Consider the following 26,017-nt stretch of genomic DNA (forward strand, 5'->3'; position numbering starts at 1 on the left):
TTTTGGGGAATTACTGTGGGATTTTCAGAAAAATGGCAATTAGACGTCGAGGTTTTCTACTGCCAAGGCGTTGGTCTCGATAAAGTCACGGCGTGGCTCTACCTGATCACCCATCAGAGTTGTAAAGATCTGGTCCGCGGCAATGGCATCTTCAACGGTTACCTGCAGCATACGGCGACTCTCCGGGTCCATGGTGGTTTCCCAAAGCTGCTCCGGGTTCATTTCTCCCAGACCTTTATAGCGCTGGATACCGTAGCCTCTGCGGCTCTCGCCCATCAGCCAGTCCATCACTTCAGGGAAGCTGCCAACAGGGTGCTGCTTCTCGCCGCGCTGGATAAAGGCACCCTCTTCCAACAGACCCACCATCTTCTCACCCAGAGCGCAGATAGACGCGTACTCAGCGGAATCGAAAAACTCGTGGTTAATCAGGTAGTCACTGCCAACACCGTGAGCCACGATATGGATATGGGGCAGGAATAGGCCGCGCTCGGTGTTCTCCTGAACCGTCACTTCGTGACGACGGGTTCCACCACTTTCTTCGTCACCGAGTTTCTCCTGGAGCTTCTCACTCCAAGCTGCAACTTTCTCCTGGGACTGCAGGTCTTCCTGAGACAAGCTGGGCAGGTAGATCATGCTGCGCAGCACTTCCTCGGGGTACAGACGCGACAGGCGGTCGATTGTCGCCAGTACGCTGCGGTATTCGCCTACCAGGCTCTCCAGGGAGGCACCAGAAAGCCCTGGGGCGTCCGGGTTCACAAACAGCGTGGCGCCTTCCAGGGCGGCGTTGGTGAGGAACTGGGTTAGAGCGCCCTCATCCTTCAGGTACTGTTCCTGTTTGCCCTTGGAGATCTTGTACAGCGGCGGCTGGGCGATGTAGATGTGACCCCGCTCGATCAGCTCAGGCATCTGACGGAAGAAGAAGGTGAGCAACAGGGTGCGAATATGGGCTCCATCTACGTCAGCATCGGTCATGATGATGATACTGTGGTAACGCAGCTTGTCCGGGTTAAACTCGCTCTTGCCGATGCCACAGCCCAGTGCGGTAATCAGGGTACCCACTTCGGCACTTGAGAGCATCTTGTCGAAGCGCGCTTTTTCCACATTGAGGATCTTACCCTTCAGCGGCAGGATCGCCTGGGTGCGGCGATCGCGGCCCTGCTTGGCAGAACCACCGGCGGAGTCACCCTCCACCAGGTAAATTTCAGATAGTGCCGGGTCTTTTTGCTGGCAATCTGCCAGTTTTCCGGGCAGGCCGGCAATATCCAGCGCTCCCTTGCGGCGAGTCATTTCGCGGGCCTTGCGGGCCGCCTCACGGGCTTTGGCCGCATCGATCATCTTGGTGACGACAGATTTGGCTTCCTGTGGGTTCTCCATCAGGTAGTCTGTGAAGTGGTGGCCCATCTCCTGCTCTACTGCGGGTTTCACTTCGGATGAAACCAGCTTGTCCTTGGTCTGGGAGGAGAATTTCGGGTCCGGGACCTTCACAGAGATAATCGCGGTGAGACCTTCCCTGGCGTCATCGCCAGTGGTGTTCACCTTGTCTTTCTTGCCCAGGCCTTCCCGCTCGATATAGCTGTTCAGGCCACGGGTCAGGGCTGCACGAAAGCCCGCCAGGTGGGTACCGCCGTCGCGTTGGGGAATATTGTTGGTGTAGCAGAAGATGCTTTCCTGGAAGCTATCGTTCCACTGTAATGCCACCTCTACTGCAATGCCGTCTTCACGCTGGCTCTGGAAGTGCAGAACCTTGTTAATCGGGGTTTTGTTCTGGTTGAGGAACTCCACAAAGGCACTCAAACCACCTTCGTATTCATAGACCTTCTTCTTTACCACTGCGCTCGTCCTTCAAGACAATACGCACACCGGAGTTCAAGAAGGACAGCTCGCGCAGGCGCTTGGCCAGCACGTCGAAATGGAATTCGATATTGCTGAAGGTGTCCTCTGAGGGTTTGAAGTGCACCGTGGTGCCGGTGGTATCGCTGTCACCCACGACTTCCAGGGGTGCCTGGGGCACACCGTGGTGGTAGATCTGCTCGTGGATCTTGTCACCGCGACGGATAATCAGCTTCAGCTCCTTGGACAGAGCATTTACCACCGATACCCCTACCCCGTGCAGACCGCCGGAGACCTTGTAGGTGTTGTCATCAAATTTACCACCCGCGTGAAGGACGGTCATAATCACTTCTGCTGCAGAGACCCCCTCTTCCGGGTGAATCTCTGTTGGGATACCACGGCCATTGTCCGAGACGGAAATGGACTCATCCGGGTGGATGGTTACACGGATCTCATCACAGTGGCCGGCCAGCGCTTCATCGATGGAGTTGTCGACCACCTCGAATACCATGTGGTGCAGACCGGTGCCATCGTCGGTATCACCAATATACATTCCGGGGCGCTTGCGCACCGCATCCAGGCCTTTTAATACCTTGATACTGCTTGAGTCATAGCTTTGCTGCTCTGACATTTATTCGCTCCATTAAACTTATTGTGCGGCCGAAGCTTCGGCACTGATCTTCCCATGTTCCACGTGGAACACTTTCGGGCAATTCCAAGGGGCATCTAGTTGCCGCCAGGGGCGACTTGTAGTGCCCTCCTCAATTCCGGTTACAAGCACCTGGCTGGCACAACGCCCAACCCAATGCGCAAAAATCTGTTGGTTACTGTCATCCAGCTCTGCCGGCAAGTCATCTACCAGGAATACTGGCATATCCCCCAGCCTACAGACTACCTCCGCCATGGCAGTGCGCATTGCACACACCAACATCTTCTGTTGGCCGCGAGATAGGATATTGTGAGCCGACTCACCGGCTACGCTAAAACGAATATCCGCCCTATGGGGACCAATACGCGTATGCCCCTGTGAAACATCTGATTCCCGTGATTCAGATAGAGCGCCACGCAGGTCAACTTCTTTACGCCAACCGCGACGGTAACTCATATCGACACGGCTCAATAGGCTCTGTGGTAACTCACCAAGCAGTTGTGAAACGGCAGACTGCAATTGAGAAAACTGAGCTAATCGCAGATCGTTTACACGCTCGCCACTAAGGGCCAACTGCTCTTCCCATACGCCGATGCTGGCCTCATCGATTTTACCACGACGCAGGAGAGCATTTCGCTGCCGCAATGCGATTTGATAATTTTTCCACTCCTGGGCAAATAAATGTTCCACGTGGAACACTGTCCAATCCAGCAACCGGCGTCGAACGCCGGGGCCACCATCAAGTGCGGAAAAACTTTCACTGTTTATCAATTGAAGTGGCAGGCAACTAGCAAGCTGTGAGCTGGATTCAGCAGGAGCCTGGTTAACCTTGATTCTGCCCGAGCCATCGGCGAGGCGCTCTACCCCCAAGTTAAAACCTGTATCGAGCTGGGCAAAAACTGTAAGCCCACCAGTATCATGCTGAATAACTGACTTATGCTGACGAGAGCGAAAGGAACGACCGGTTGCCAGCATATGTACCGCCTCTAGCAGTGAAGTCTTACCACTGCCATTCGCACCACAAAACACATTAACGCCAGGACCCAGTTTGAGATCGGCAGAGCAGATATTTCGAAAATTAGACAAGAGAAGACGGGTCAGCGCCACAGACACCTCCCCCAGAGTGAAGAGCGCGATGCACAGGCATCGGTTTGTTTATCGGCTACCCCACCGAGCGGGGAGGTAGCCTCAATCCATTCAAAAAAGAGCAATGGGTGGGCTGCCTTACAGGCGCATAGGCATAATCACGTACAGAGCATCACCTTCTTCAGGTTGCTGCAGCAGAGCACTGCTGTTGGCATCCGCCAGACTGATACGGATCTGGTCACTGTGAATAGCACCAGTGACGTCCAGCAGATAGGAAACGTTAAAACCAATCTCCATTGGCTCACCTACGTAATCCACCATCATCTGCTCTTCCGCCTCTTCTTGCTCCGGGTTGTTGGCAACAATCTGCAGCAGCCCCTCAGAAACCTGAAGGCGCACCCCGCGGTATTTCTCGTTGGAGAGAATCGCCGCTCGGGAGAAGGCCTGGCGCAATCCCTGGCGATCCGCATAAACCACATTGCCCGCGCCTCGCGGCAACACGCGCTCATAGTCAGGGAATTTTCCGTCTACCAATTTAGAGGTGAAAGTAAACTGACCACTAACCACACGAATATGGTTGTTACCCAGCACCACCTGTGCCTGTGCATCGCTGTCCTCAAGCAAACGACCCAGCTCGAGTACGCCTTTGCGCGGCACAATAGCCTGGATAGGCGTGGAGACATCCAGGCCGGGGGCATCGCGATCGCAGAGTGCCAAGCGGTGGCCATCAGTAGCAACCGCACGCAGCTGCTGCGGGCGGCATTCAAGCAGCAAACCATTCAGGTAATAGCGCACATCCTGCTGAGCCATAGCAAAACTAGTGGCTTCTATCAGGCGGCGGATCTCGCGCTGGGAGATATCGAAACGGGTCTGTGCACTGGCCTCTTCCTGGTTCGGGAAGTCCGCTGCGGGCAGAGTCGACAGCTGAAAACGGCTGCGGCCACTGCGCAGTATCAGGCGCTCACCATCGCGCTCAAACTTTAGTTCAGCACCATCGGGCAGAGAGCGACAGATATCCAGCAGCTTGCGTGCGGGAACGGTCACCTCACCTTCCATTTCTACACCGTCTACACCGAGACGGCCGACAATTTCCACTTCCAGGTCAGTACCGGTCAGGGAGAGTTCCTGGCCCTGTAACTGCATCAACACATTGGCCAGGACTGGCAGTGTTTGGCGTTTCTCAACAACACCGGCCACCAGTTGTAACGGCTTCAGAAGGGCGTCCCGGCTCACATTGAATTTCATCGGTAGTTTCGCCTTGTTTTGTCAGTTATTCGATTAAGTGGTCAGCGACCGTGTCAGCAATTTAACGTCCTCGCGAATATCCGCGTCGGACTCCTGCAACTCACGTATTTTGCGGCAGGCATGCAGTACTGTTGTGTGGTCGCGACCACCGAAGGCATCGCCGATCTCCGGCAAGCTGTGATTGGTCAGCTCCTTGGCCAGGGACATAGCGACTTGGCGGGGACGGGCCACCGAGCGACTGCGCCGCTTGGAGAGCAAATCCGCCACCTTAATTTTGTAGTATTCAGCGACAACCCGCTGGATATTATCCACACTGACCAGTCGATCCTGTAGGGCCAACAGGTCTTTTAGTGCTTCGCGCACAAGGACATCGTCAATAGCGCGGCCGGTAAATTGCGAATTGGCAATTACGCGGCGCAGTGCACCCTCGAGCTCCCGCACATTGGAGCGAATACGCTGCGCAATAAAGAAAGCGGAGTCGTGAGGTAAATCCACACCCACCTGCTCAGCCTTCTTCATCAAAATAGCTACCCGGGTCTCGAGCTCCGGAGGCTCTACAGCCACCGTTAATCCCCAGCCAAAGCGGGATTTCAAGCGCTCTTCCAAGCCGTCGATCTCTTTCGGATAGCGATCACAGGTTAGGATAATCTGTTGACCACCCTCCAGCAGGGCATTGAAGGTATGGAAAAACTCCTCCTGAGAGCGCTCCTTACCGGCAAAAAACTGGATATCATCAATCAAAAGGGCGTCAACAGACCGGTAATAGCGCTTAAAGTCGCTGATGGCATTCAGCTGTAGCGCTTTCACCATATCTGCAACAAAGCGCTCGGAGTGCAAATACACCACCTTAGCATTGGGGTTGCGCTCCAGCAGTGCGTTGCCAACCGCGTGCATCAAGTGAGTTTTCCCCAGACCCACGCCCCCATATATAAAGAGGGGATTGTAGGCGCCGCCCGGATTGTCAGAAATCTGTTGTGCCGCAGCGAGGCCCAGCTGGTTGGACTTACCTTCAACAAAGGATTTGAAAGTAAAGTTGCGATTGAGTGAGCTACCGTGCTTGATGGCCCCCTCCACCTCAACCTGCCTGGCCGGCTGCTCCGGTACGGGGCGAGCCATCCCATTCATAGCCGTTGGTCGCAGATCTGTCAGGGCCAGTTCGCCTGTCGTCATTTGCTCGGCAGTAACCTCCTCAGCCATCGCGGGGTGAGGCACCGGCCTGCTGGCACCAAACCCAGACCCCAGCGGTGAAGTCACCGGAGGTGGCGCAGTGGCAACAGGTGGTACAGATACCTGTGGCGGTACTACTGCCGGCTGGACTGGAGGTGGTGGCGGAATTGGCGCCGATGGCGCGGGTGTCGGTACCGGTGTCGGAGGGGCATTATTTGTTACATGGCCGCGCTGGAAGCGAGCCGGCCGGCGAGCGGTAATCTCGAGCGCCACTTGCAGAGGGCGTCCCGGTGCAAACTGTTGCACCAACTCGCGAATGCGGTTCAGGAATTTATTGCCAACCCAGTCCAGCACAAAGCGGTTCGGTGCGATCAGGCGCAACTCGCCCTCCGCACTGACGGGATTGACGCGCAACGGTCTGATCCAGGTATTGAACTGCTGAGACGGCAGCTCGTCCTGTAAACAGCTCGCGCACTGCTTCCATACGGATTCAGTCAAGAAACCCCCCAAAAAACCCCAAAATGGTAAGACCAAGGAGAGACGGCAAGGCCGGATTAGGAATCACCCGGGGCCATCAAATAAGATCGGCGCAGTATACCTTTCCACCTTTAGGTTATCCACAAGAAAGACTGCATCTGTTGAAAAAACTGCGCAAAAAGATCCACACAATCAAGGATTTGCACAACAATTAGACAATTGAGGTGGAAACCCTTCGAAAGTTATCCACAGGAGGCTGTGGGTATCTTGGGGTCAATCAGTGGGCATTCAGAGATACCCCTGATGACTCAACGACTTGTCTAGTTGGCGTAAAAAATTACAGTAAACTCGCGCACCAATAAAAAGAATTTCCCTGATTAGCGCGTTGCTTTCGCTGCTGGCTTTCTATACAATCCGCGGCCTTCGCAGCGCGTAGCTCCGTCTGCACCGGCTTTGTGCCGGACCGGAGTCCAGGCCGCAGCCGGGAAAGGTCCCGAGAAATTTTGAACACAAAGTCTCAGGTAGCAAGACTATGAAACGCACATTTCAACCAAGCAACTTGAAGCGCAAGCGCACTCACGGTTTCCGCGCTCGCATGGCAACCAAAAACGGCCGTAAGATTCTGGCCCGCCGTCGCGCTAAAGGCCGCAAAGTACTGTCTGCATAAGATCTCTTCCCTTTTAGAGATATCTCTTTATGCAGCAGGTGCGCAGCAGCTTCGGATTTGCCAAGACGCTGCGCCTGCTCAATGCGGCGCAGTATCGCTTGGTATTCAATGAAAACCAGGTGCGCGCCGCACACCCTCATCTGTTGATCCTCGCCCGTCCAAACTCCTTGGAACACCCGCGTCTCGGTCTCGTTATTGCTAAAAAGCATGTACGCAACGCCTCCGACCGCAACCAAATCAAGCGTATAACCCGGGAAACCTTCCGTCTGCAGCAATACGATTTGCCGCCGCTGGATGCCGTGGTGCTCGCGCGCCCTGGGGTCGCAGATCTGGATAAGGCCGAGTTGGCGAAACTACTGAATAAACTCTGGCGTAAACTGGCCAAGCGGGCTCGACAGCCGCAACCCCGACCATGAAGTGGATACTGATCAAGCTGATCCATGTATACCGCTACCTGGCCAGCCCCTGGGTAGGCAACCAATGTCGCTTCTACCCCACCTGCTCCCGGTACTCTGAAGAGGCCATTGAAACTCATGGAGCGATAAAAGGGGGTTATTTAACTCTGCGCCGCCTTATAAAATGCCACCCCTGGCACCCTGGTGGATTGGACCCGGTTCCCCCCACCAGACACAAGAACACGCTCTAGGTAATAAGATGGATTGGCAACGCTATACGCTGCTCGGCGGAATTCTCGCGGTTCTCCTGGCACTTATCTTCCAGTGGAACGCATTTCAAGAGCAACACACTCCTGAACTCGACCGCGAAACCGTCGTGCAGACTGGCGGCGAGACTGTCAGCCAAATACCCCCCGAAACACCCGCAAGCACCGGCGACAGTGATGTTCCCCAACTTCGCTCCCAGGTGCCCGCATCCAATGAAGGCAGCAGTACTGAGAGCAAGCTGATCAGTGTCACCACCGACGTTTTTGATCTGCTCATCAATCCTCGTGGCGGCGATATCGTCAAAGTGGCGCTGCGCAAACAGCAAGAGAAGTTGGATACCCCGGACCAACCCCTGATCCTGTTGAACCAGACCCGCAACCATACTTATATTGCCCAGAGTGGTCTTATCGGTAAAAACGGGACCGACAGCGCCGCTGGCCGCCCGGTTTTCAAGGTGGCAAAAACCGAATATGCGATGGTTGAGGGCGACGATACCCTGATAGTAGACCTGACTCTGCAACAGGAAGGCGCCAATATCACCAAGCGCTTCACCTTCAAGCGTGGAGACTACCTGATCCAAGTGGCCTACCTGGTGGATAACACCAGTGACAAACCCTGGTCCGCGGCCATGTTTGGTCAGATTAAGCGCGATGCCAGTGAACCCGCAACCGACACCGGTTTCGGTATGTCGCCTTTCCTCGGCGCTGCCATCCGCACCAACGAAAAGAACTACTTCAAGCAGGACTTCGAGGAGATTGCTGAAAGCCCCACCCGCGAAACCATCGAAGGTGGTTGGGTAGCTATGGTTCAGCACTACTTTATCAGTGCCTGGATCCCCCCCCAGGACGAGCGCAATACTTTTGAATTGAAGGAGCTATCCAACGGCCTCTTCCGCATGGGTTTTACCGCACCTCAAGTGCAAATCCCCGCTGCCACCCAAGGCGAGCTGAGCGCTTCTTTCTACGCTGGCCCCAAAGATGTCTACCGTCTGGAAGAAATCTCTCCCGGCCTCGACCTGACCGTCGATTACGGCTGGCTCTGGTGGATCGCCAAACCGCTGTTCGGTGTTCTGCACTTTATCCAGGAACATATTGTCAGCAACTGGGGCTGGGCGATTATCCTGCTCACCGTATTTATCAAGACGCTGCTTTTGCCTCTGTCCGCCGCTGGCACCAAATCCATGGCGCGTATGCGCAAGTTTGCGCCGCAGATGAAAAAGCTGCAGGAACAGTACAAGGATAACCGGCAAAAGCTGGCGGAAGAGACCATGAAGCTCTACCGCCGCGAGAAGATCAATCCGATGGGTGGCTGCCTGCCGATCCTGTTGCAGATGCCGGTATTTATCGCGCTCTACTGGATGCTCACCGAAACCGTTGAGCTGCGCCACGCGCCCTGGATCTTCTGGATTCACGATCTGTCAGCGAAGGACCCCTACTTTATCCTGCCGGTACTGATGGGCCTGTCTATGTGGTTTATGCAAAAGCTTAACCCGGCTCCCACCGATCCAACCCAAGCCCGCATCATGCAGCTGATGCCGGTAATGATGACAGTGTTCTTCCTGTGGTTCCCAGCGGGTCTGGTTCTGTACTGGATCGCCAACAACCTGATTACCATTGCGCAAACCTGGTATATCAATAAACAGGTGGATGCCGGTAAGTACTAACCAGTACCGATCTGCAGCAACACAATAAACAAGGGCCGCTAATGCGGCCCTTTTCCGTTCTGTCGAGTAAACTCAGCCGATGATACAAGAAAGCCTCAATCGCGACACTATTGCCGCTGTTGCCACCGCGCCCGGGCGCGGCGGCATCGGCGTTATCCGACTGTCGGGCGCAAGAGCCCTGCAAATTGCCCAACAAATCTGCGGGGAAAATTCCCTCCAGCCCCGTTCTGCCCACTACCGGAACTTTACCCACAAAGAGCAGTTAATCGATCAGGGATTGGCGCTCTTTTTCCCCGCCCCCAACTCCTTTACCGGGGAGGATGTGGTGGAACTCCAGGGACACGGCGGCCCAGTGATTCTCGATCAGTTACTTCAAGCAACTATCGAGTTGGGCGCTCGACAAGCCCGACCCGGAGAATTTTCCGAGAGGGCTTTCCTCAACGACAAAATGGATTTAACTCAGGCCGAAGCGATCGCCGATTTAATCGACGCCGGCAGTGCCCAGGCAGCGCGTAATGCCATGCGTTCACTGCAGGGCGCGTTTTCCGAGAAAATCGAAGACTTGGTGGAAAACCTTACCCATCTGCGTATCTACGTGGAGGCCGCCATTGATTTCCCCGAAGAGGAAATCGACTTCCTCGCCGATGGCAAAGTGGCAGCTGATATAGAAACCCTACAGGCACAAATGGTGGGTGTGGAAACCCAGGCGCGTCAGGGCGCGATAATGCGCGAAGGAATGCGAGTTGCTATCGCAGGACGCCCCAATGCAGGGAAATCCAGCCTGCTCAACACACTGGCCGGACACGACGCCGCTATTGTCACCGATATCGCCGGTACCACTCGGGATATCCTGCGCGAAAATATTCATATCGACGGTATGCCCCTCCAGTTTGCCGATACTGCGGGATTAAGGGATGCCCCGGATAGAGTCGAGCAAATTGGTATCGAACGCGCCTGGGAGGAAATCCACGGCGCAGATAGGGTACTTCTTGTCATGGATGCAGAGCAGCTCCACTCCCTGGACCCCACACAAGTTTGGCCAGAATTTACCAGTCAGCTAAAAGATCTCAACAAACTGACATTAGTACTGAATAAGATTGACCTCACCGACTACAGCGCTGGCCTTCAGGCACACACTGAAGGCGTGCCAGTGATTGCCATCAGTGCAAAAACAGGTGCCGGGCTCGATGCGTTAAAAGAACATTTAAAACAGAGTATTGGTTTCAGCGGCGCTGGAGAGGGAACATTCAGTGCCAGGCGCCGACACCTGGACGCACTGGGCCGGGCACAAGCTTTTATACATCAGGGCCAGCGGCAACTTCACACTAGCGGTGCAGGCGAACTGCTCGCCGAAGACTTACGCCAAGCCCAGCAGGCTCTGGGAGAAATTACTGGCACCGTCAGTGCCGATGAATTACTCGGCAAGATCTTCGGCAGTTTTTGTATCGGTAAGTAAACGCCCCATCCCAACTTCCAAGTTATCCCAAGGGGGAGGCTACTTTATCCTCCCCCGCTTCTCTACTTCCAGCTTCCCAACATATTTCTCACTTCTTTTACACAGGCTTAACCCCGACTTTCAGGGCGGGTAAATTAAATCCCCAATTTTTCCCGATCTTATTAAATAGATTCGCGAAAAAATCTGGCAAAAAACTCTGCAAAATAAGATATGGCGCCGATCGAGTTATACATGTCCACGGGGATTTCCCGTGGATATCTTTTCACTTGCTTCAATCACCTATAAATCACATAGATACAGCAACAAAACTCACAGACTTATACAATATTCACTCTTACGCACAATTAACCCCCAAGTCTTATCACCCTCTACGCACAAGCTAAAACCTGAAATTGCCAGGTGTGAGTAAAAAAGGGGATAAACACCTGCGTAAGCAACGAATGCTATGATGATAACTTTCCCGCCAGCACGAGGCGCGCAAAGTTGTCCCGGCTTTCCACAATCGTCTACCGGGGTTGCTCCCCCTTCAGCCAAGGGGTTATTGCCCATGTTTTCATCAGTGTAACCTTTTGATTTATAAGACTTTTTTTTGCTTATACATGATTTGCCGGACACTAATAAAAACAACTAAATCAAAAACCTCTCTCTAAGAAATACATATATTCATTTATATAAACTTAAGAGAGCCAAAAAATAATTTGCTCTAAAGCTAGCTCTAGAAAGTTTCATTGGAGAGAGAGTCCCAATAGCATGGAACTGGATAGTCTCAGTTTTTACAGCTTTACAAGCGTCTACCAACTAGAGTGCAGGAATATGCTTGTAGCCAATTGCTGACTCACACCTACTGCCTATAAAATGTGCGCCCCCAGTTGTAACCAGTAGCAGCCACTATGGAATTCCCTAAGACCTATGATGTGATCGTGATCGGCGGAGGCCACGCAGGTACCGAAGCCTCACTGGCAGCGGCACGTATGGGAGCTTCCACTCTGCTGCTGACCCACAATATCGAGACCCTTGGACAAATGTCCTGCAACCCGGCGATCGGCGGTATCGGCAAGAGTCATCTCGTGAAGGAAGTCGATGCCCTCGGTGGCGCTATGGCAACGGCAACAGACTTGGGCGGAATTCAGTTCCGGGTCCTCAATGCCCGCAAAGGCCCCGCAGTAAGGGCAACTCGTGCCCAGGCCGATAGAGCCCTGTATCGCGCCGCTATCCGTTCAATCCTGGAAGCACAGGAAAACCTGGAGATCTTCCAACAAGCGGCGGATGACCTGATTGTCGAAGGTGAACAGGTTGTGGGCGTTGTCACCAATGCGGGGGTGCGCTTTCGCGCCAAGACAGTGGTACTGACCGCCGGGACTTTCCTCGGTGGGCGTATACATATCGGCTTGGATAACCACGCCGGCGGCCGCGCTGGAGACCCGCCCTCGATTGCCCTTGCAGATCGTCTGCGCGAACTGCCTTTCCGCGTCGATCGCCTCAAAACTGGCACCCCTCCCCGTATTGATGCCCGCTCGGTAGATTTCAGCGAGCTGGAGGAACAGTGGGGAGATAGCCCCACACCGGTGATGTCCTATTTGGGCAGCCGCGATCAGCACCCGCGCCAGGTCTGCTGCTGGATTACCCACACCAATGCCCGCACCCATGAAATTATCCAGGGGGGGCTCGATCGCTCGCCCATGTATTCCGGCGTGATTGAAGGGATTGGCCCGCGCTACTGTCCCTCCATCGAGGACAAGGTGCACCGCTTTGCGGACAAAGATAGCCACCAGGTGTTTATCGAGCCTGAAGGGTTGACCACCAACGAGCTGTACCCCAATGGTATTTCCACCAGCCTGCCCTTCGATGTACAGATTGAGCTGGTGCACTCCATCAAAGGCTTTGAAAAGGCGCATATCACCCGCCCTGGCTATGCAATTGAGTACGATTTCTTCGACCCGCGCGACCTTTTGCCGTCCCTGCAAACCAAATTTATCCAGGGGCTCTACTTTGCCGGCCAGATCAATGGCACCACCGGCTACGAGGAAGCGGCTGCCCAGGGACTCCTGGCTGGCGCCAATGCCGCCCTACAGGCCCAGGAGCGCGAAGCCTGGGCCCCGCGTCGGGATGAAGCCTACCTGGGCGTGCTTGTGGATGATTTGATCACCAGCGGCACTAAAGAGCCCTACCGCATGTTTACCAGCCGCGCGGAATATCGCTTGCTGCTCCGTGAGGACAATGCTGACCTGCGCCTGACCGAAAAAGGTCGCGAATTGGGCCTGGTCGACGATACCCGCTGGGCAGCGTTCAGTGAAAAGCGCGAGGAGATCGCTCGGGAGACCCAGCGACTACAAGATACCTGGGTGCACCCAAAGACGCCCCAGGCCGCCTCTGTAGAAACCAAATTGCCGCAGCCATTGGCGCGGGAATATAGCCTGATGGACCTGTTGCGCCGTCCGGAACTGGGCTATCAGGATGTGGCGGGCCTCAAAGGGGAAGCGGTAACCGACGAGCAGGTTGCCGAACAGGTGGAAATTTCGGCCAAGTACGCCGGTTATATCGATCGCCAGCGCGAGGAAATTGAGCGTTTGCAGGCCTACGAAGATACCCCGATCCCGGCGGACTTCGACTACAGCGATATTTCTGGTCTGTCCAATGAGGTTAAGCAAAAGCTGGGAGAGACCCGCCCAGATACCCTGGCGCGGGCCTCGCGAATACCGGGCGTGACGCCCGCATCCATATCCCTGCTGTTGATCCAGTTGAAAAAGCGCGGGCTGCTGAAGCGCAAAAAAGCGGTATAAATCGGTTTTCCACAGGGTATCCCGCGAGGCCCTGCGGGGTTTGAATTTCGCGGGACTACTGGGGGATAGACCCATTTCTCACTCAATGGAACAGTTTCGTCCGCGCCTGTTAGAGGCGGCGGCACAGATGTCGGTGGTACTCAGTGACCGGCAGCAGGATCAGCTACTGGAATACCTGGCGCTTTTCGCCCGCTGGAACAGTGCCTACAACCTGTCCGCCATACGCGACCCGGAGCAGATGCTGGAGCGCCATATTATCGACAGCCTCAGTGTGGTAAATCTCTGTGGCGAAGGTTCTTTAATCGATGTGGGTAGCGGTGGCGGCCTGCCAGGGATTCCCCTGGCAATTGTGCATCCGGAGCGCGCCATCACCCTGCTCGACAGCAATGGCAAGAAGACCCGCTTCCTGTTCCAAGTCGCCAGCACCCTGCCCCTGCCCAATATCACGGTAGTCAATGAGCGGGTAGAAGCCTTTGTGCCAGAACAGCCTTTTGCCGGTGTGGTGTCCCGCGCCTTTGCCTCCATCGAAGATATGGTCAATGGCAGTGAGCACATGTTGGCACCCTGGGGTCGTTTTTATGCCATGAAGGGCAAGCTGCCTGAGGATGAGTTGAGCGCTCTGCCAAAAGGCATTAAGGTCGAGCAGGTGCACCGGTTGTCGGTGCCCGGCTGCGACGGTGAGCGACATATGATTCAGCTCTGTCGCACAGAGTAAGATGATAGTTTGGCGGGTTTGTCGCCCGCCCAATCCTGCTCCCCTATCGTGGGGCACAACAGCTGCCGCCCGAAGCCGAGCCGGCGTCGGGGCAAACGCACCCGGAAACAACAAAGGACAAGAATCTTGAGCAAGATATTTGCTGTGGCCAACCAGAAAGGCGGGGTTGGCAAGACCACTACCTGCGTCAACCTGGCCGCATCTTTGGTTGCCAACAAGCGGCGCGTATTGCTGATCGATCTGGACCCCCAGGGCAATGCCACCATGGGCAGCGGTGTGGATAAAAGTGACCTTGAGGTGTCCGGTTACGATGTGCTGGCCGCTGAATTACCCGTTGAGCAGGCCATTGTATCCACAGAGAGCGGTTTTGATTTGATCCCGGGCAACGGTGACCTGTCTGCGGCAGAGGTGGAGTTGCTGAATCTGGAGGGCCGCGAATCCCGCCTGCGCCGCGCCCTGGCTGCGGTGAGTAATCGTTACGACTACGTGATTATCGACTGTCCGCCATCGTTGAATATGCTGACCGTAAACGCCCTCTGTGCAGCTCACGGCGTATTGATTCCCATGCAGTGTGAATACTATGCCCTGGAGGGGTTGTCAGCACTGGTGGACACCATCACCCAGATCCAGCAGGCCGCCAATCCGGACCTGAAAATCGAGGGTATCTTGCGCACCATGTACGATCCGCGCAACAGCCTCACCAGCGAAGTGTCGGCGCAGTTGCAGGAGTTTTTCGGCGATCGCCTGTATCGAACCTGTATCCCGCGCAATGTCCGTTTGGCAGAGGCTCCCAGCTTCGGCAAGCCGGCGCTGGATTACGACCGCCATTCGAAAGGGGCTATTGCCTATCTGGCACTGGCTTGCGAAATCAATCGCCGCCATCCCGCCAATCAATCTTCCAATAAGAAAAGCCGCCCTGTGGCGGAAGCCGTATAAGGGGTAATTACTATGGCCGCCAAACGCAAAGGACTGGGCCGGGGTTTATCCCACCTGATCAGCAATAAAAACAGCACCGCGATCGCCGAGGCTACCGGTGAAGCTGAAACCGAAACCGCCGTGGTCGACGGTGAGCTGAAGGAGTTGCCGATAGAGTTTTTGCAGCGCGGCCGCTACCAGCCACGCCGGGATTTTCCACAGGAATCCTTGCAGGAGCTGGCGGACTCGATACGCGCCCAGGGCATTATGCAGCCGATCGTCGTGCGCGGTATCGGTGAGCAGAGCTATGAAATCATCGCCGGTGAACGGCGCTGGCGCGCGGCCCAATTGGCGGGACTGGAGAAAGTGCCGGCACTGGTGCGCAGCGTTTCCGATGAAGCTGCCATCGCTATGGCGCTGATTGAAAATATCCAGCGTGAAGACCTGAATCCGGTAGAGGAAGCTGTAGCCCTCAAGCGTTTACAGGATGAGTTCAAGCTGACCCAGCAGGAAGTGGCCGATGCGGTGGGCAAATCCCGTACCGCAGTAACCAACCTTTTGCGACTGTTGAGTCTGAGTGAAGAGGTACGGACTTTCCTGGAGCGTGGCGATCTGGAGTTGGGGCACGCCAAAGCCCTGCTCGGTCTATCCGGTGCCACCCAGCGCTCTGCTGCGCGCCAAGTGGTCGAGCGCAGCCTTACCGTGCGCCAGACAGAGGCGCTGGTGCGCCGTTTACAACAGCCGGCTGCCCCCGCACCGGAAAAACCGAAGCTCGACCCCAATATCCGTCGCCTGACTGAGCGCCTGGCAGAAAAAGTCGGAGTGCCCGTATCTATCGATCACAACGATAAAGGCAATGGCCGCCTGGTACTCAAATACACCACTCTGGAAGAGCTGGATGGAATCCTGGCCCACCTGGGTTACGCCGAGGACTGAGGCCACAGGGAAATGCGCGTCCTAGTGGCGCGCGCAATAACTGTTGGCAAATACTCACTGCGGCGAGTAATTCCGTGCAAAACCTCCTGAAAATCAAATAAGTTGACGACATTTGCCGGTTGAATCGGCGATGCTGTTGCCGCATAATTCGCACGCCCAAATTTTGGGCGGACAGCGCAAAAAAAGTCGGCTTATCCCGTCTATGACAAAACCCCCGGTATTACGAATAGCCGCGGTACAGCTTCTGCTGATATCGGTGGCCAGTGCGGCACTGCACTTGAGCGGTAAACCGGTGACTGCGCTCTCCGTATTTATCGGCGGTGCCCTGTGTGCACTGCCCGGAGCATATTTTGGCAGGCGCGCCTTTCGCGATAGCGGTGCGCGCGCGGCCCATCGCGTGGTAGGCAATTTCTACCGCGCGGAAACCGGCAAATTTATATTGACCATGGCAGGTTTTGCAGCGGTGTTTGCCACCGTCAAGCCACTGAATGCCGCGGCGCTTTTTATCAGCTACGTCCTCTGTGTAATCGTGCAGTGGATCTTGGTAGCGCGCATGGTCCGCTAGCCGGTGGATAAGAAAAAAGAATTCTTACTTTTACGATTGTTGAGGAACTATGGCAGGCGAAGCTCAAACCGCGACGGGGTATATCCAACACCACCTGCAAAACATGACTTATGGCAAGCTGCCGGCCGGGTATACCCGCGCCGACGGTACTGTGCTGAATGAGTCTACTTGGACTATGGCGCATTCCTCCCAGGAAGCTGCGGATATGGGCTTTTGGGCCCTGCACGTAGATACCCTGGGCTGGTCTATCGGCCTCGGTCTGATTTTTTGCTTCCTGTTTGCCCGCGCAGCCAAGAAGGCCAGTGTGGACAAGCCCACAGGCTTCCAGAGCTTTGTGGAGCTGGTTACCGACTTTATCGACAAGCTGGTTAAGGAAACCTTCCCCCACCGCAACACTATGGTTGCCCCGATGGCTCTGACCATCTTTGTGTGGGTGTTCCTGATGAACCTGATGGACCTGGTACCGGTGGACTGGCTGCCGATGGCTGCCGCCAAGATCTCCGGCAACGATCACCTCTTCTTTAAAGTGGTCCCAACCACCGACCCGAACGCCACTCTGGGTATGGCCCTGGCGGTGTTTGCGCTGATGATTTTCTTCAGTATTCGCGAAAAAGGTGCCATCGGCTTCCTTAAAGAGCTGACTCTGCACCCTTTCCATACCGGCAAGTTGTTCTTTGACATCCTGCTGATCCCGGTGAACTTCCTGCTGGAAGCAGTATCCCTGATCGCCAAGCCGATCTCCCTGGGCCTGCGTCTGTTCGGAAACCTCTACGCCGGTGAAATGATCTTTATCCTGATCGCAATTGTCTTTGGCGTTGGCGTTCTCGGCTTTATTGGTGCGGGCCTCCTGCACATGGGCTGGGCGATCTTCCACGTACTGGTAATCGTGCTGCAGGCGTTCGTATTTATGGTATTGAGCACCGTGTACATGGCGATGGCACACCATCGCGACGATGAGCACGAGCACGATCAATAAGTTTTTAACCCTTTTTTCGACCTTTACAACAACTCTTTAACTTTGATTTGGAGAACACAATGGAAGCATTAGGTCTGGTTTACATCGCAAGTGCACTGCTGATCGGTCTGGGCGCCCTGGGCACCGCAATCGGTTTCGGTACTCTGGGTGGCAAGCTGCTGGAAGGTTCCGCTCGTCAGCCTGAACAGGCTCCGGCTCTGCAGGGCAAGATGTTCCTGATGGCTGGTCTGCTTGACGCGGTTCCGATGATCGGTGTTGGTATCGCTATGTACCTGATCTTCGCCGTAGCTCCTGGTCTGGTTTAATTACGCCGTTCCAATTGCCCTTAACCCTATTTAAAGAGCAAGAGGTGTCGGAGTGAATATCAACCTGACTCTAATCGGCCAGTCGATTACTTTCCTGTTTTTCGTCTGGTTTTGCTGGAAGTTTGTTTGGCCGCCGCTTTTGGGCGTGATGAAAGAGCGTGAGCAGAAGATCGCAGATGGTCTCGCTGACGCTGAACACGCACAGAAAGATCTGGAACTGGCCAAGCGCAAAGCTGCCGAGCAGTTGAAGGAAGCCAAAGATCAGGCTAACGAGATTATTGATGGTGCCAACAAGCGCGCCAACCAGATTCTCGATGAAGCCAAGCAAGCGGCTCAGTCTGAAGGCGATCGCCTGAAAACTGCGGCCAAAGCTGAGATCGACCAGGAAGTGAATCGCGCTAAAGAGCAACTGCGCAGCCGTGTGGCAGACCTGTCTGTCCTGGGTGCGGAGAAGATTCTCGCGGTCAATATCGACGCTAAGGCGCACGACGACCTGATCGATAAACTGGCAGCCGAGCTGTAAGCGAGGAACCCAATGGCGGAACTCAGCACACTGGCCCGGCCCTACGCTAAAGCTGCATTCTCTTATGCGCAGGAAGCCTCCCACTTAGGTGGTTGGAGCACTGCGCTGAGCACTGCGGCAGCGGTCAGCCAGAACGAAAAAGTGCGTGAGCTGCTGGATAATCCCCAGCTCACCAGTGAAGAGCGCGCAGATAAATTCCTGTCGATCTGTTCAGACGAACTCGGCGAGCACGGAAGGAACTTCATCCGGTTGCTGGCGGAAAACAACCGCCTGCAGCTGCTGCCGGAAATTTCCGAACTGTTCGAAGAGCTGAAAGCGCAAGCGGAAGCCACCCTTGAGGTGGAAGTTGTTTCCGCGCACGCCTTGAGCGATGCACAGGCGCAAGCACTGGGCCAAAAGCTCAGCGCGAAGTTTGAACGCGAAATACATCTGCACAGCTCGGTGGACGAGAGCCTGCTGGGCGGCGCGATCATCCGCGCCGGTGATACAGTCATCGACGGTACCGTACGCGGCCGTCTGGCCAAGCTCGCCGAGGCGATGAACTCCTAAATTACTCTCCCCGTTGGCGTTAGCCGGCGGGGACTTGAGGAACAGAGCATGCAGCAACTGAATCCCTCTGAGATCAGTGAAATCATCAAGAGCCGCATCGAAAATCTCGATGTGAGCACTGAAGCCCAAAATGAGGGCACCATTGTTTCCGTATCCGACGGCATCATCCGCATCCACGGCCTGGCCGATGTGATGTACGGCGAGATGATCGAGTTCGAAGGCGGCGTTTACGGTATGGCGCTGAACCTGGAGCGCGACTCCGTTGGTGCTGTAATCCTGGGCGACTACAAGGCGCTGGCTGAAGGCCAGAAGTGCCGTTGCACCGGCCGTATCCTGGAAACCCCGGTTGGTCCGGAACTGCTCGGCCGCGTTGTAGACGCGCTGGGTAACCCGATTGACGGCAAGGGCCCGCTGAACAACAAGCTGACCGACGCGGTAGAAAAAGTAGCGCCTGGCGTTATTGCTCGTCAGTCCGTTGACCAGCCTGTACAAACCGGTTTGAAAGCGGTTGATACCATGATCCCGATTGGCCGTGGCCAGCGCGAGCTGATCATCGGTGACCGTCAGATCGGTAAGACTGCTGTGGCGATCGACGCCATCATCAACCAGAAAGGCACCGGCGTTAAGTGTGTCTACGTTGCCGTGGGCCAGAAGCAGTCCTCTATTGCCAACGTAGTGCGCAAGCTCGAAGAGCACGGCGCTATGGATCACACCATCGTAGTAGCCGCTGGCGCCGCCGATCCGGCAGCGATGCAGTTCCTGGCTCCCTACGTCGGCTGTACCATGGGTGAGTACTTCCGCGACCGCGGTGAAGACGCCCTGATCGTATACGATGACCTGACCAAGCAGGCTTGGGCCTACCGTCAGATCTCCCTGTTGCTGAAGCGTCCGCCTGGACGTGAAGCCTACCCCGGTGACGTTTTCTACTTGCACTCCCGTCTGCTGGAGCGCGCCGCGCGTGTTAACGCCGACTACGTAGAGAAGTTCACCAATGGTGAAGTGAAAGGCAAGACCGGCTCTCTGACCGCCCTGCCGATCATCGAAACCCAGGCCGGTGACGTATCCGCGTTCGTACCGACCAATGTGATTTCCATTACCGACGGCCAGATCTTCCTCGAGACGGATCTGTTCAACTCCGGTATCCGCCCAGCGATCAACCCGGGTATCTCTGTATCCCGTGTAGGTGGTGCGGCGCAGACCAAGGTGATCAAGAAGCTGTCCGGTGGTATCCGTACCGCTCTGGCTCAGTACCGCGAACTGGCGGCATTCTCCCAGTTTGCCTCTGACCTGGACGAAGCTACCAAAGCCCAGCTGGATCACGGTGAGCGCGTAACCGAGCTGATGAAGCAGAAACAGTACTCTCCGCTGTCTATTGCGGACATGGCTGTTTCCGTTTACGCCGCCGACAAGGGTTACCTGAAAGAAGTAGAAGTTGCCAAGGTTCTCGATTTCGAAGCCGCCCTGCTCGCTTATATGAACAGCGAACACGCAGAGCTGATGGAGAAAGTGAACAGCACTGGTAACTACAACGACGAAATCGACGCAGCTTTCAAAGCCGCTATCGAGAAGTTCGTCGCTACTAGCAGCTGGTAAGAACTCCCTGGAGAGCGCGAGAGAGCGGCGTGTCCGCTCTTTCGGAATCTAACTTCCAGCGAACAAGGTAAATCACTATGGCAGGCGGAAAAGAAGTACGCACAAAAATTGCCAGCATCAAGAGCACGCAGAAAATTACTGCCGCAATGGAAATGGTTGCAGCCAGTAAGATGCGCAGGGCTCAGGATCGCATGGCACTGGGGCGTCCCTACGCCCAGCGCATACGCGCAGTGATCGGCCACGTCGCCAACGCTTCGGCCGAGTACCAGCATATTTACCTGCAAGAGCGCGAGGCCAAGCGGGTCGGTTTTATCCTGGTATCCACTGACCGCGGACTCTGTGGTGGCTTGAACGTCAATATGTTCAAAGCCGCTATTCGCGAGATGCAGGCGTGGTCCGAAAAGGGTGTCGACGTCGAAGTCTGCGCGGTAGGTAACAAGGCGGCCAGTTTCTTTAATGCCATCGGCAGCAAGGTTGTCGCAGCGGTACGCGATCTGGGCGATGCGCCCCAGGCCAACCAGCTGATTGGCTCAGTTAAGGTAATGCTGGACCGTTACGCAGAAGGCGATATCGATCGCCTGTTCCTGGTATCCAATGAGTTTATCAACACCATGTCCCAGAAGCCGCAGGTTGAGCAATTGCTGCCGCTGCCGAAGGACGAAGATGAAAAACTCATGCACGAGTGGGACTACCTCTACGAGCCGGATCCGGTTGAATTGCTGGATGGATTGCTGGCTCGCTACATCGAGTCCCAGGTATACCAGGCAGTAGTTGAAAACAAAGCCTGTGAACAGGCAGCGCGTATGATCGCGATGAAGAGCGCCACCGATAACGCCGGTGAGCTGATCGATCAGTTGCAGCTTGTCTACAACAAGGCGCGCCAGGCGGCCATTACCCAGGAACTGTCCGAAATTGTCGGCGGTGCGGCGGCGGTTTAATCCGCTGCCAGTAATGGTCAGCCTAGAAAGAATTTAAAGCTGAGGATCCGGAAATGAGTAACGGGCAAATTGTGCAAGTGATCGGAGCGGTCATCGACGTGGAATTCCCACGCGATTCTGTTCCGAATGTATACGACGCACTGGTGGTTGAGGACAAGAACCTCACCATGGAAGTGCAGCAGCAGTTGGGTGACGGCGTGGTACGCGCTATTGCCATGGGTTCATCCGAAGGTGTCAGCCGCGGTCTGTCCGTGCGCAATACCGGCGCTCCGGTTTCTGTACCGGTTGGCCTGGAAACCCTCGGTCGCATCATGGACGTGCTCGGCAACCCGATTGACGAGTGTGGCCCTATCGGTGAGAAAGAGCGCTCCTCTATCCACCGCGCTGCACCGACCTACGAAGAGCAGTCCAGCTCTACCGAGCTGCTGGAAACCGGCATCAAGGTAATCGACCTGGTTTGCCCGTTCGCCAAGGGTGGTAAGGTTGGTCTGTTCGGTGGTGCCGGTGTAGGTAAAACCGTAAACATGATGGAACTGATCAACAACATCGCTACCGAGCACTCCGGTCTGTCCGTGTTCGCAGGTGTTGGTGAGCGTACCCGTGAAGGTAACGACTTCTACTACGAGATGGCTGAATCCGGCGTTGTTGACCTGGAAAACAAAGCCAACTCCAAAGTGGCGATGGTTTACGGCCAGATGAATGAGCCGCCCGGCAACCGTCTGCGTGTAGCCCTGACCGGTCTGACCATGGCGGAGAAATTCCGTGATGAAGGCAAAGACGTACTGCTGTTCGTCGACAACATCTACCGCTACACCCTGGCCGGTACCGAAGTATCCGCACTGCTGGGCCGTATGCCTTCTGCGGTAGGTTACCAGCCGACCCTGGCGGAAGAGATGGGCGTTCTGCAGGAGCGTATTACCTCCACCAAGACTGGCTCTATCACCTCTATCCAGGCGGTATACGTACCGGCGGATGACTTGACTGACCCGTCTCCGGCGACCACCTTCGCGCACTTGGACTCCACTGTAGTACTGAGCCGTGATATCGCCGCTAAAGGTATCTACCCGGCTGTTGACCCGCTGGACTCCACCTCTCGTCAGCTGGACCCACAGGTAATTGGTCAGGAGCACTACGAAGTGGCTCGCGGCGTACAGTCTGTACTGCAGCGCTACAAAGAGCTGAAGGATATCATCGCGATCCTGGGTATGGACGAACTGTCTGAAGAAGACAAGCAGACCGTAGCCCGCGCCCGTAAGATCGAGCGCTTCCTGTCCCAGCCGTTCCACGTTGCGGAAATCTTCACCGGTGCACCAGGTAAATACGTTTCCCTGAAAGAAACCATCCGTGGCTTCCAGGGCATCCTGAACGGTGAATATGACCACATGCCGGAACAGGCCTTCTACATGGTGGGAACCATCGACGAAGCTGTGGAAAAAGCCAACAAAGCCAAGGGCTAATCGAGAGAGGCATATACTATGGCCATGACAGTACATTGTGACATTGTCAGCGCCGAGCAGTCTCTCTTCTCCGGGCTGGTAGAGATGGTGATTGTGAGCGGTATCGAAGGTGAGCTGGGGCTCTCCTACGGTCACGCCCAGTTGCTCACCGCTCTGAAAGCCGGTCCGGTGCGCATCATCAAGCCCGGTGGTGAAGAGGAAGTACTGTTCGTCAGCGGTGGCTACGCCGAGGTACAACCTAATATGGTGACTATCCTCGCTGATGTAGCCGAACGTGAGATCGATGAAGACGCCGCGCAGAAGGCCCGCGAAGAAGCGGAACACGCCCTGCACAAGGCACCGTCTGAAGTCGACTACGCGCGCATCTCAGCCCAGCTGGCCGAAGCCGAAGCGCGCCTGCGTACCCTGCAGGCAATTCGTAAGGCGGCCGGTAAGTAAACAGTTCTTGCCTTCGTAAGGCCTGTTTCCAGGCGACAAAAAAGCAGCTTCGGCTGCTTTTTTTATACCACTTCTAAAGCCGCCCTTACCCATATAGTTGAAAACGTCTTACGAGCACATCAGTACAGCCCACCCCATCCCGTGTAAGAGGTAATTACATTGAAAACCCCATCTAGAAACTATTTATTACTACTTATCCTGCTGTGTTTACTGACCGGATGTGGAGGTGGGGCATCTTCAGGGAGCGATGATGCTCCAACAACTGAGGAGGAAATCGATAATGAATTTCCCACCGCAAATATAACCTTTCCTTCGAGTAACGGGCTATGGAGCGACAAAGAGCAGCTCACTGTACGCGGTAGCGCAAGTGACAATATTAAGGTTGTAAGTGTCCGGGTTAATGGGATTGAGGCGTCGTCGGACAACGATTTCGAAACATGGCAGGCAAAAATTACCCTTGAGGAGGGTAGCACGACCGCAATAAATGTTGAGGTTACTGATGTAAATGGAAATACGTCTGCAAATGCAGCCTCAATCGGCGTTAACAGCTATGACGATTTCTATAGTTATAGACTCTACACTCCGTTGGCATTCGATTCCGACAGAAACTTGGCCTACACCTTTAATCCCACCAGAGAGTTAAATCTTGAGACGATGCAGGAACGTCATGTAGATTCTGAACTATCCGACGTGCAAGGAGCTAAATTTGATCAGGGTTCTGGTAATTTTTATTTAATCAAAAATGATGAATTACTCTCAGTAGATCGTGAATTTAATACCATAGAGGTAATTTCCGCAACAGAGGATCAATCCCTTTCTTTTGGACGTCGATCCCATATTTCGATAGATTATGGGACGAGAGATATCTATGTTCAAAGCTACTACAAAAATTATCTGATTAAGGTCGATCCCGCTACTGGAGAACGAGAAAAAATATCCTCAATTACCTATGAAGATGGAAGATCCGTAGGGAATTTTATTGGAGGAATTGAAATTGTTGATGGGCGCTTTTTTCTAGTAAGTGATGACGGATTACTCGAGTTAAATCCAGACACATGGCTTGCAACAGAAATATCGGGAAGTAACATCGGCTCAGGAGATGATTTTATACGCTTAGCGGGGCTGAGTATCGATTTAATTAATAATTTAGCTTATACCACTGATATTCATAGTAAGGTGTTTGAGATCAACTTGGTAAGTGGTGATCGAAAATCAATATCGTCAGGATTAGAATCCGATAATGAAAATTTGATTTTTTCCACTGCACTAAGTGGAATTATCGACGTGGGTGAGTCGCTAATTGTGAACTCGTCTTTTTTAACTGGGCATACATTATTAATCAATAAAAGAGATGGTAGTCGAGCACTAATATCAAAGAAAACAAGAGGAAAAGGTCCCCTACTCTCGACCACTTCCGAATTAGTATATGATGAATTCCGCAAACAAACAGTTATACTTAATGATATCTATACAGATTCTTGAGACTATAACTCTGAGTTTGATAAAGTCCATCAAATAATAGCAATAGATCCAGTAAGTGGAGATCGAGAAATTATATCCGGGCCCAATAACGGAGGGGGTATAGTGCAAGGGTACTTGCGCTATATGGCGATTGATAACCGTGATGGACATATCTATGTTAAAGAGCTTGAATCGGATACGATAATTAGAATTGACCCTTTAACGGGAAATAGAACTATTGTGTCTGGTGATGGTACGGGCACAGGAGATGATTTTAACGGCTTAAGTGGACTCTCTGTAGATACCATGAAAGATAGGATACTAGCTATCTCTAGTAGTTCGTTAATCTCAGTAAATTTACAGTCTGGAGACCGAAATACAATTACTTCATTCCCAGATATTGGATCTTTATCATTAGCTACTTATACCACAATAAATAACGAATCTTCAAAAGTCTACATTGTCGACCTTTTTAAAGGCATCGTAGAGTTTGATTTAGAGACAGAAGTAGCGAGAATTGTATCCAGCGATGAAGTGGGTAGTGGACCAGAGCTAAACGAACCTACCCATATTGCGGTCGATAGAAAAAATAATCGACTTTTTGTAGAGGATTATAATGATAGAGCTAATGAAGATGATCCAATTAACGTTAAGCTGTTGGTTGTAGACATAGAAACGGGTAATAGGATCCAGCTCTTGAGTTTATTTGAGCAGGAGTATGAACAGATGGCCCTTACGCCTGCAGTGGATCAGGCTAATGATCTTCTCTATATATCGATGCCCAATCGTGGTGTAGCTATTTTTGATGTCGAAACAAAACAATATTTGATGATATCACAGTAATATCTCAATTAGGTATCGGCCTTGAAAGCCGATACCTAATTGTATGAATTGGCAACTTCACTGCCATGAATCTATTTTAGACAATTGAATAAGTTACTACTTAATAATGGCGGTTGCTACA

At 54.0% G+C, this 26,017-nt stretch carries 23 protein-coding genes and 1 pseudogene; 20 read left to right on the forward strand and 4 right to left on the reverse strand.

The annotated features are described in order from the left end of the window. Positions 1-39: 39 nt before the first annotated feature. From gyrB to dnaA, 4 genes and pseudogenes are all read right to left on the reverse strand, one after another. A pseudogene (gene gyrB, locus ACJJIS_RS21805) lies at positions 40-2,461 on the reverse strand (DNA topoisomerase (ATP-hydrolyzing) subunit B). A gap of 18 nt (positions 2,462-2,479) precedes the next feature. Further along, positions 2,480-3,586, reverse strand: a complete 1,107-nt coding sequence (recF, locus tag ACJJIS_RS21810) for a DNA replication/repair protein RecF (RefSeq protein ID WP_475709076.1) — start codon at positions 3,584-3,586, stop codon at positions 2,480-2,482. A 117-nt stretch (positions 3,587-3,703) separates the two neighbouring features. Next, complete coding sequence (gene dnaN, locus ACJJIS_RS21815) at positions 3,704-4,810, reverse strand: DNA polymerase III subunit beta (RefSeq protein WP_444895604.1); 1,107 nt, start codon at positions 4,808-4,810, stop codon at positions 3,704-3,706. Between the two features lie 33 nt (positions 4,811-4,843). Beyond that, complete coding sequence (gene dnaA / locus ACJJIS_RS21820; RefSeq protein ID WP_444918644.1) at positions 4,844-6,475, reverse strand: chromosomal replication initiator protein DnaA; 1,632 nt, start codon at positions 6,473-6,475, stop codon at positions 4,844-4,846. A 511-nt stretch (positions 6,476-6,986) separates the two neighbouring features. On the opposite strand from dnaA, the gene rpmH reads away from it, so the two are divergent. The 20 genes from rpmH (at position 6,987) to ACJJIS_RS21920 (ending at position 25,896) form a co-directional block, all read left to right on the forward strand. Then, positions 6,987-7,121, forward strand: coding sequence for a 50S ribosomal protein L34 (rpmH, locus tag ACJJIS_RS21825; protein WP_020413885.1), 135 nt, complete (start codon positions 6,987-6,989; stop codon positions 7,119-7,121). 29 nt (positions 7,122-7,150) lie between these two features. After that, the gene (rnpA, locus tag ACJJIS_RS21830) at positions 7,151-7,537 is read left to right on the forward strand and encodes a ribonuclease P protein component (protein WP_413663877.1); all 387 of its coding nucleotides are present in this window, start codon (positions 7,151-7,153) and stop codon (positions 7,535-7,537) included. Continuing rightward, on the forward strand, positions 7,534-7,767 hold the full coding sequence (gene yidD / locus ACJJIS_RS21835) for a membrane protein insertion efficiency factor YidD (RefSeq protein WP_108735100.1): 234 nt from the start codon (positions 7,534-7,536) through the stop codon (positions 7,765-7,767). The genes rnpA and yidD overlap by 4 nt, the downstream gene beginning before the upstream one ends. A gap of 8 nt (positions 7,768-7,775) precedes the next feature. Then, positions 7,776-9,446, forward strand: a complete 1,671-nt coding sequence (yidC, locus tag ACJJIS_RS21840) for a membrane protein insertase YidC (RefSeq protein WP_444918643.1) — start codon at positions 7,776-7,778, stop codon at positions 9,444-9,446. A 79-nt stretch (positions 9,447-9,525) separates the two neighbouring features. Continuing rightward, positions 9,526-10,902: a tRNA uridine-5-carboxymethylaminomethyl(34) synthesis GTPase MnmE gene (mnmE, locus tag ACJJIS_RS21845; protein WP_475709077.1), complete on the forward strand. Its 1,377-nt coding sequence runs from the start codon at positions 9,526-9,528 to the stop codon at positions 10,900-10,902. Between the two features lie 890 nt (positions 10,903-11,792). Continuing rightward, entirely contained in the window at positions 11,793-13,682 is a 1,890-nt protein-coding gene (mnmG, locus tag ACJJIS_RS21850) for a tRNA uridine-5-carboxymethylaminomethyl(34) synthesis enzyme MnmG (RefSeq protein WP_475709078.1), read from the forward strand. Between the two features lie 85 nt (positions 13,683-13,767). Next, positions 13,768-14,397: a 16S rRNA (guanine(527)-N(7))-methyltransferase RsmG gene (rsmG, locus tag ACJJIS_RS21855; protein WP_444915122.1), complete on the forward strand. Its 630-nt coding sequence runs from the start codon at positions 13,768-13,770 to the stop codon at positions 14,395-14,397. Between the two features lie 126 nt (positions 14,398-14,523). Next, the gene (locus ACJJIS_RS21860; protein WP_020413891.1) at positions 14,524-15,333 is read left to right on the forward strand and encodes a ParA family protein; all 810 of its coding nucleotides are present in this window, start codon (positions 14,524-14,526) and stop codon (positions 15,331-15,333) included. Positions 15,334-15,345: 12 nt separating this feature from the next. Beyond that, positions 15,346-16,248 (forward strand): ParB/RepB/Spo0J family partition protein, encoded by a 903-nt coding sequence (locus tag ACJJIS_RS21865; protein ID WP_475709079.1) that lies wholly within the window; start codon positions 15,346-15,348, stop codon positions 16,246-16,248. A gap of 202 nt (positions 16,249-16,450) precedes the next feature. Then, entirely contained in the window at positions 16,451-16,813 is a 363-nt protein-coding gene (locus ACJJIS_RS21870) for an ATP synthase subunit I (protein WP_282930569.1), read from the forward strand. A 49-nt stretch (positions 16,814-16,862) separates the two neighbouring features. Then, entirely contained in the window at positions 16,863-17,789 is a 927-nt protein-coding gene (gene atpB, locus ACJJIS_RS21875) for a F0F1 ATP synthase subunit A (protein WP_282930570.1), read from the forward strand. A gap of 59 nt (positions 17,790-17,848) precedes the next feature. Next, a complete protein-coding gene (atpE, locus tag ACJJIS_RS21880; protein ID WP_020413895.1) occupies positions 17,849-18,094 on the forward strand; it encodes a F0F1 ATP synthase subunit C in 246 nt (81 codons plus the stop codon). Positions 18,095-18,146: 52 nt separating this feature from the next. Next, positions 18,147-18,617, forward strand: a complete 471-nt coding sequence (locus ACJJIS_RS21885) for a F0F1 ATP synthase subunit B (RefSeq protein ID WP_282930571.1) — start codon at positions 18,147-18,149, stop codon at positions 18,615-18,617. Positions 18,618-18,629: 12 nt separating this feature from the next. Next, a complete protein-coding gene (locus ACJJIS_RS21890; protein WP_108735091.1) occupies positions 18,630-19,166 on the forward strand; it encodes a F0F1 ATP synthase subunit delta in 537 nt (178 codons plus the stop codon). A 48-nt stretch (positions 19,167-19,214) separates the two neighbouring features. After that, positions 19,215-20,759, forward strand: coding sequence for a F0F1 ATP synthase subunit alpha (gene atpA / locus ACJJIS_RS21895; RefSeq protein WP_108735090.1), 1,545 nt, complete (start codon positions 19,215-19,217; stop codon positions 20,757-20,759). A gap of 77 nt (positions 20,760-20,836) precedes the next feature. Further along, positions 20,837-21,697: a F0F1 ATP synthase subunit gamma gene (gene atpG / locus ACJJIS_RS21900; RefSeq protein ID WP_282930573.1), complete on the forward strand. Its 861-nt coding sequence runs from the start codon at positions 20,837-20,839 to the stop codon at positions 21,695-21,697. A gap of 53 nt (positions 21,698-21,750) precedes the next feature. After that, positions 21,751-23,154: a F0F1 ATP synthase subunit beta gene (gene atpD / locus ACJJIS_RS21905; RefSeq protein ID WP_282930574.1), complete on the forward strand. Its 1,404-nt coding sequence runs from the start codon at positions 21,751-21,753 to the stop codon at positions 23,152-23,154. Positions 23,155-23,172: 18 nt separating this feature from the next. Continuing rightward, positions 23,173-23,592, forward strand: coding sequence for a F0F1 ATP synthase subunit epsilon (locus tag ACJJIS_RS21910; RefSeq protein ID WP_108735087.1), 420 nt, complete (start codon positions 23,173-23,175; stop codon positions 23,590-23,592). A 159-nt stretch (positions 23,593-23,751) separates the two neighbouring features. Further along, positions 23,752-25,074 (forward strand): hypothetical protein, encoded by a 1,323-nt coding sequence (locus ACJJIS_RS21915; protein WP_475709080.1) that lies wholly within the window; start codon positions 23,752-23,754, stop codon positions 25,072-25,074. Positions 25,075-25,197: 123 nt separating this feature from the next. Then, complete coding sequence (locus ACJJIS_RS21920; RefSeq protein ID WP_475709081.1) at positions 25,198-25,896, forward strand: NHL repeat-containing protein; 699 nt, start codon at positions 25,198-25,200, stop codon at positions 25,894-25,896. Positions 25,897-26,017 lie beyond the last annotated feature (121 nt).

It is taken from the genome of Microbulbifer maximicatervae (SeqCode) (assembly GCF_056231245.1).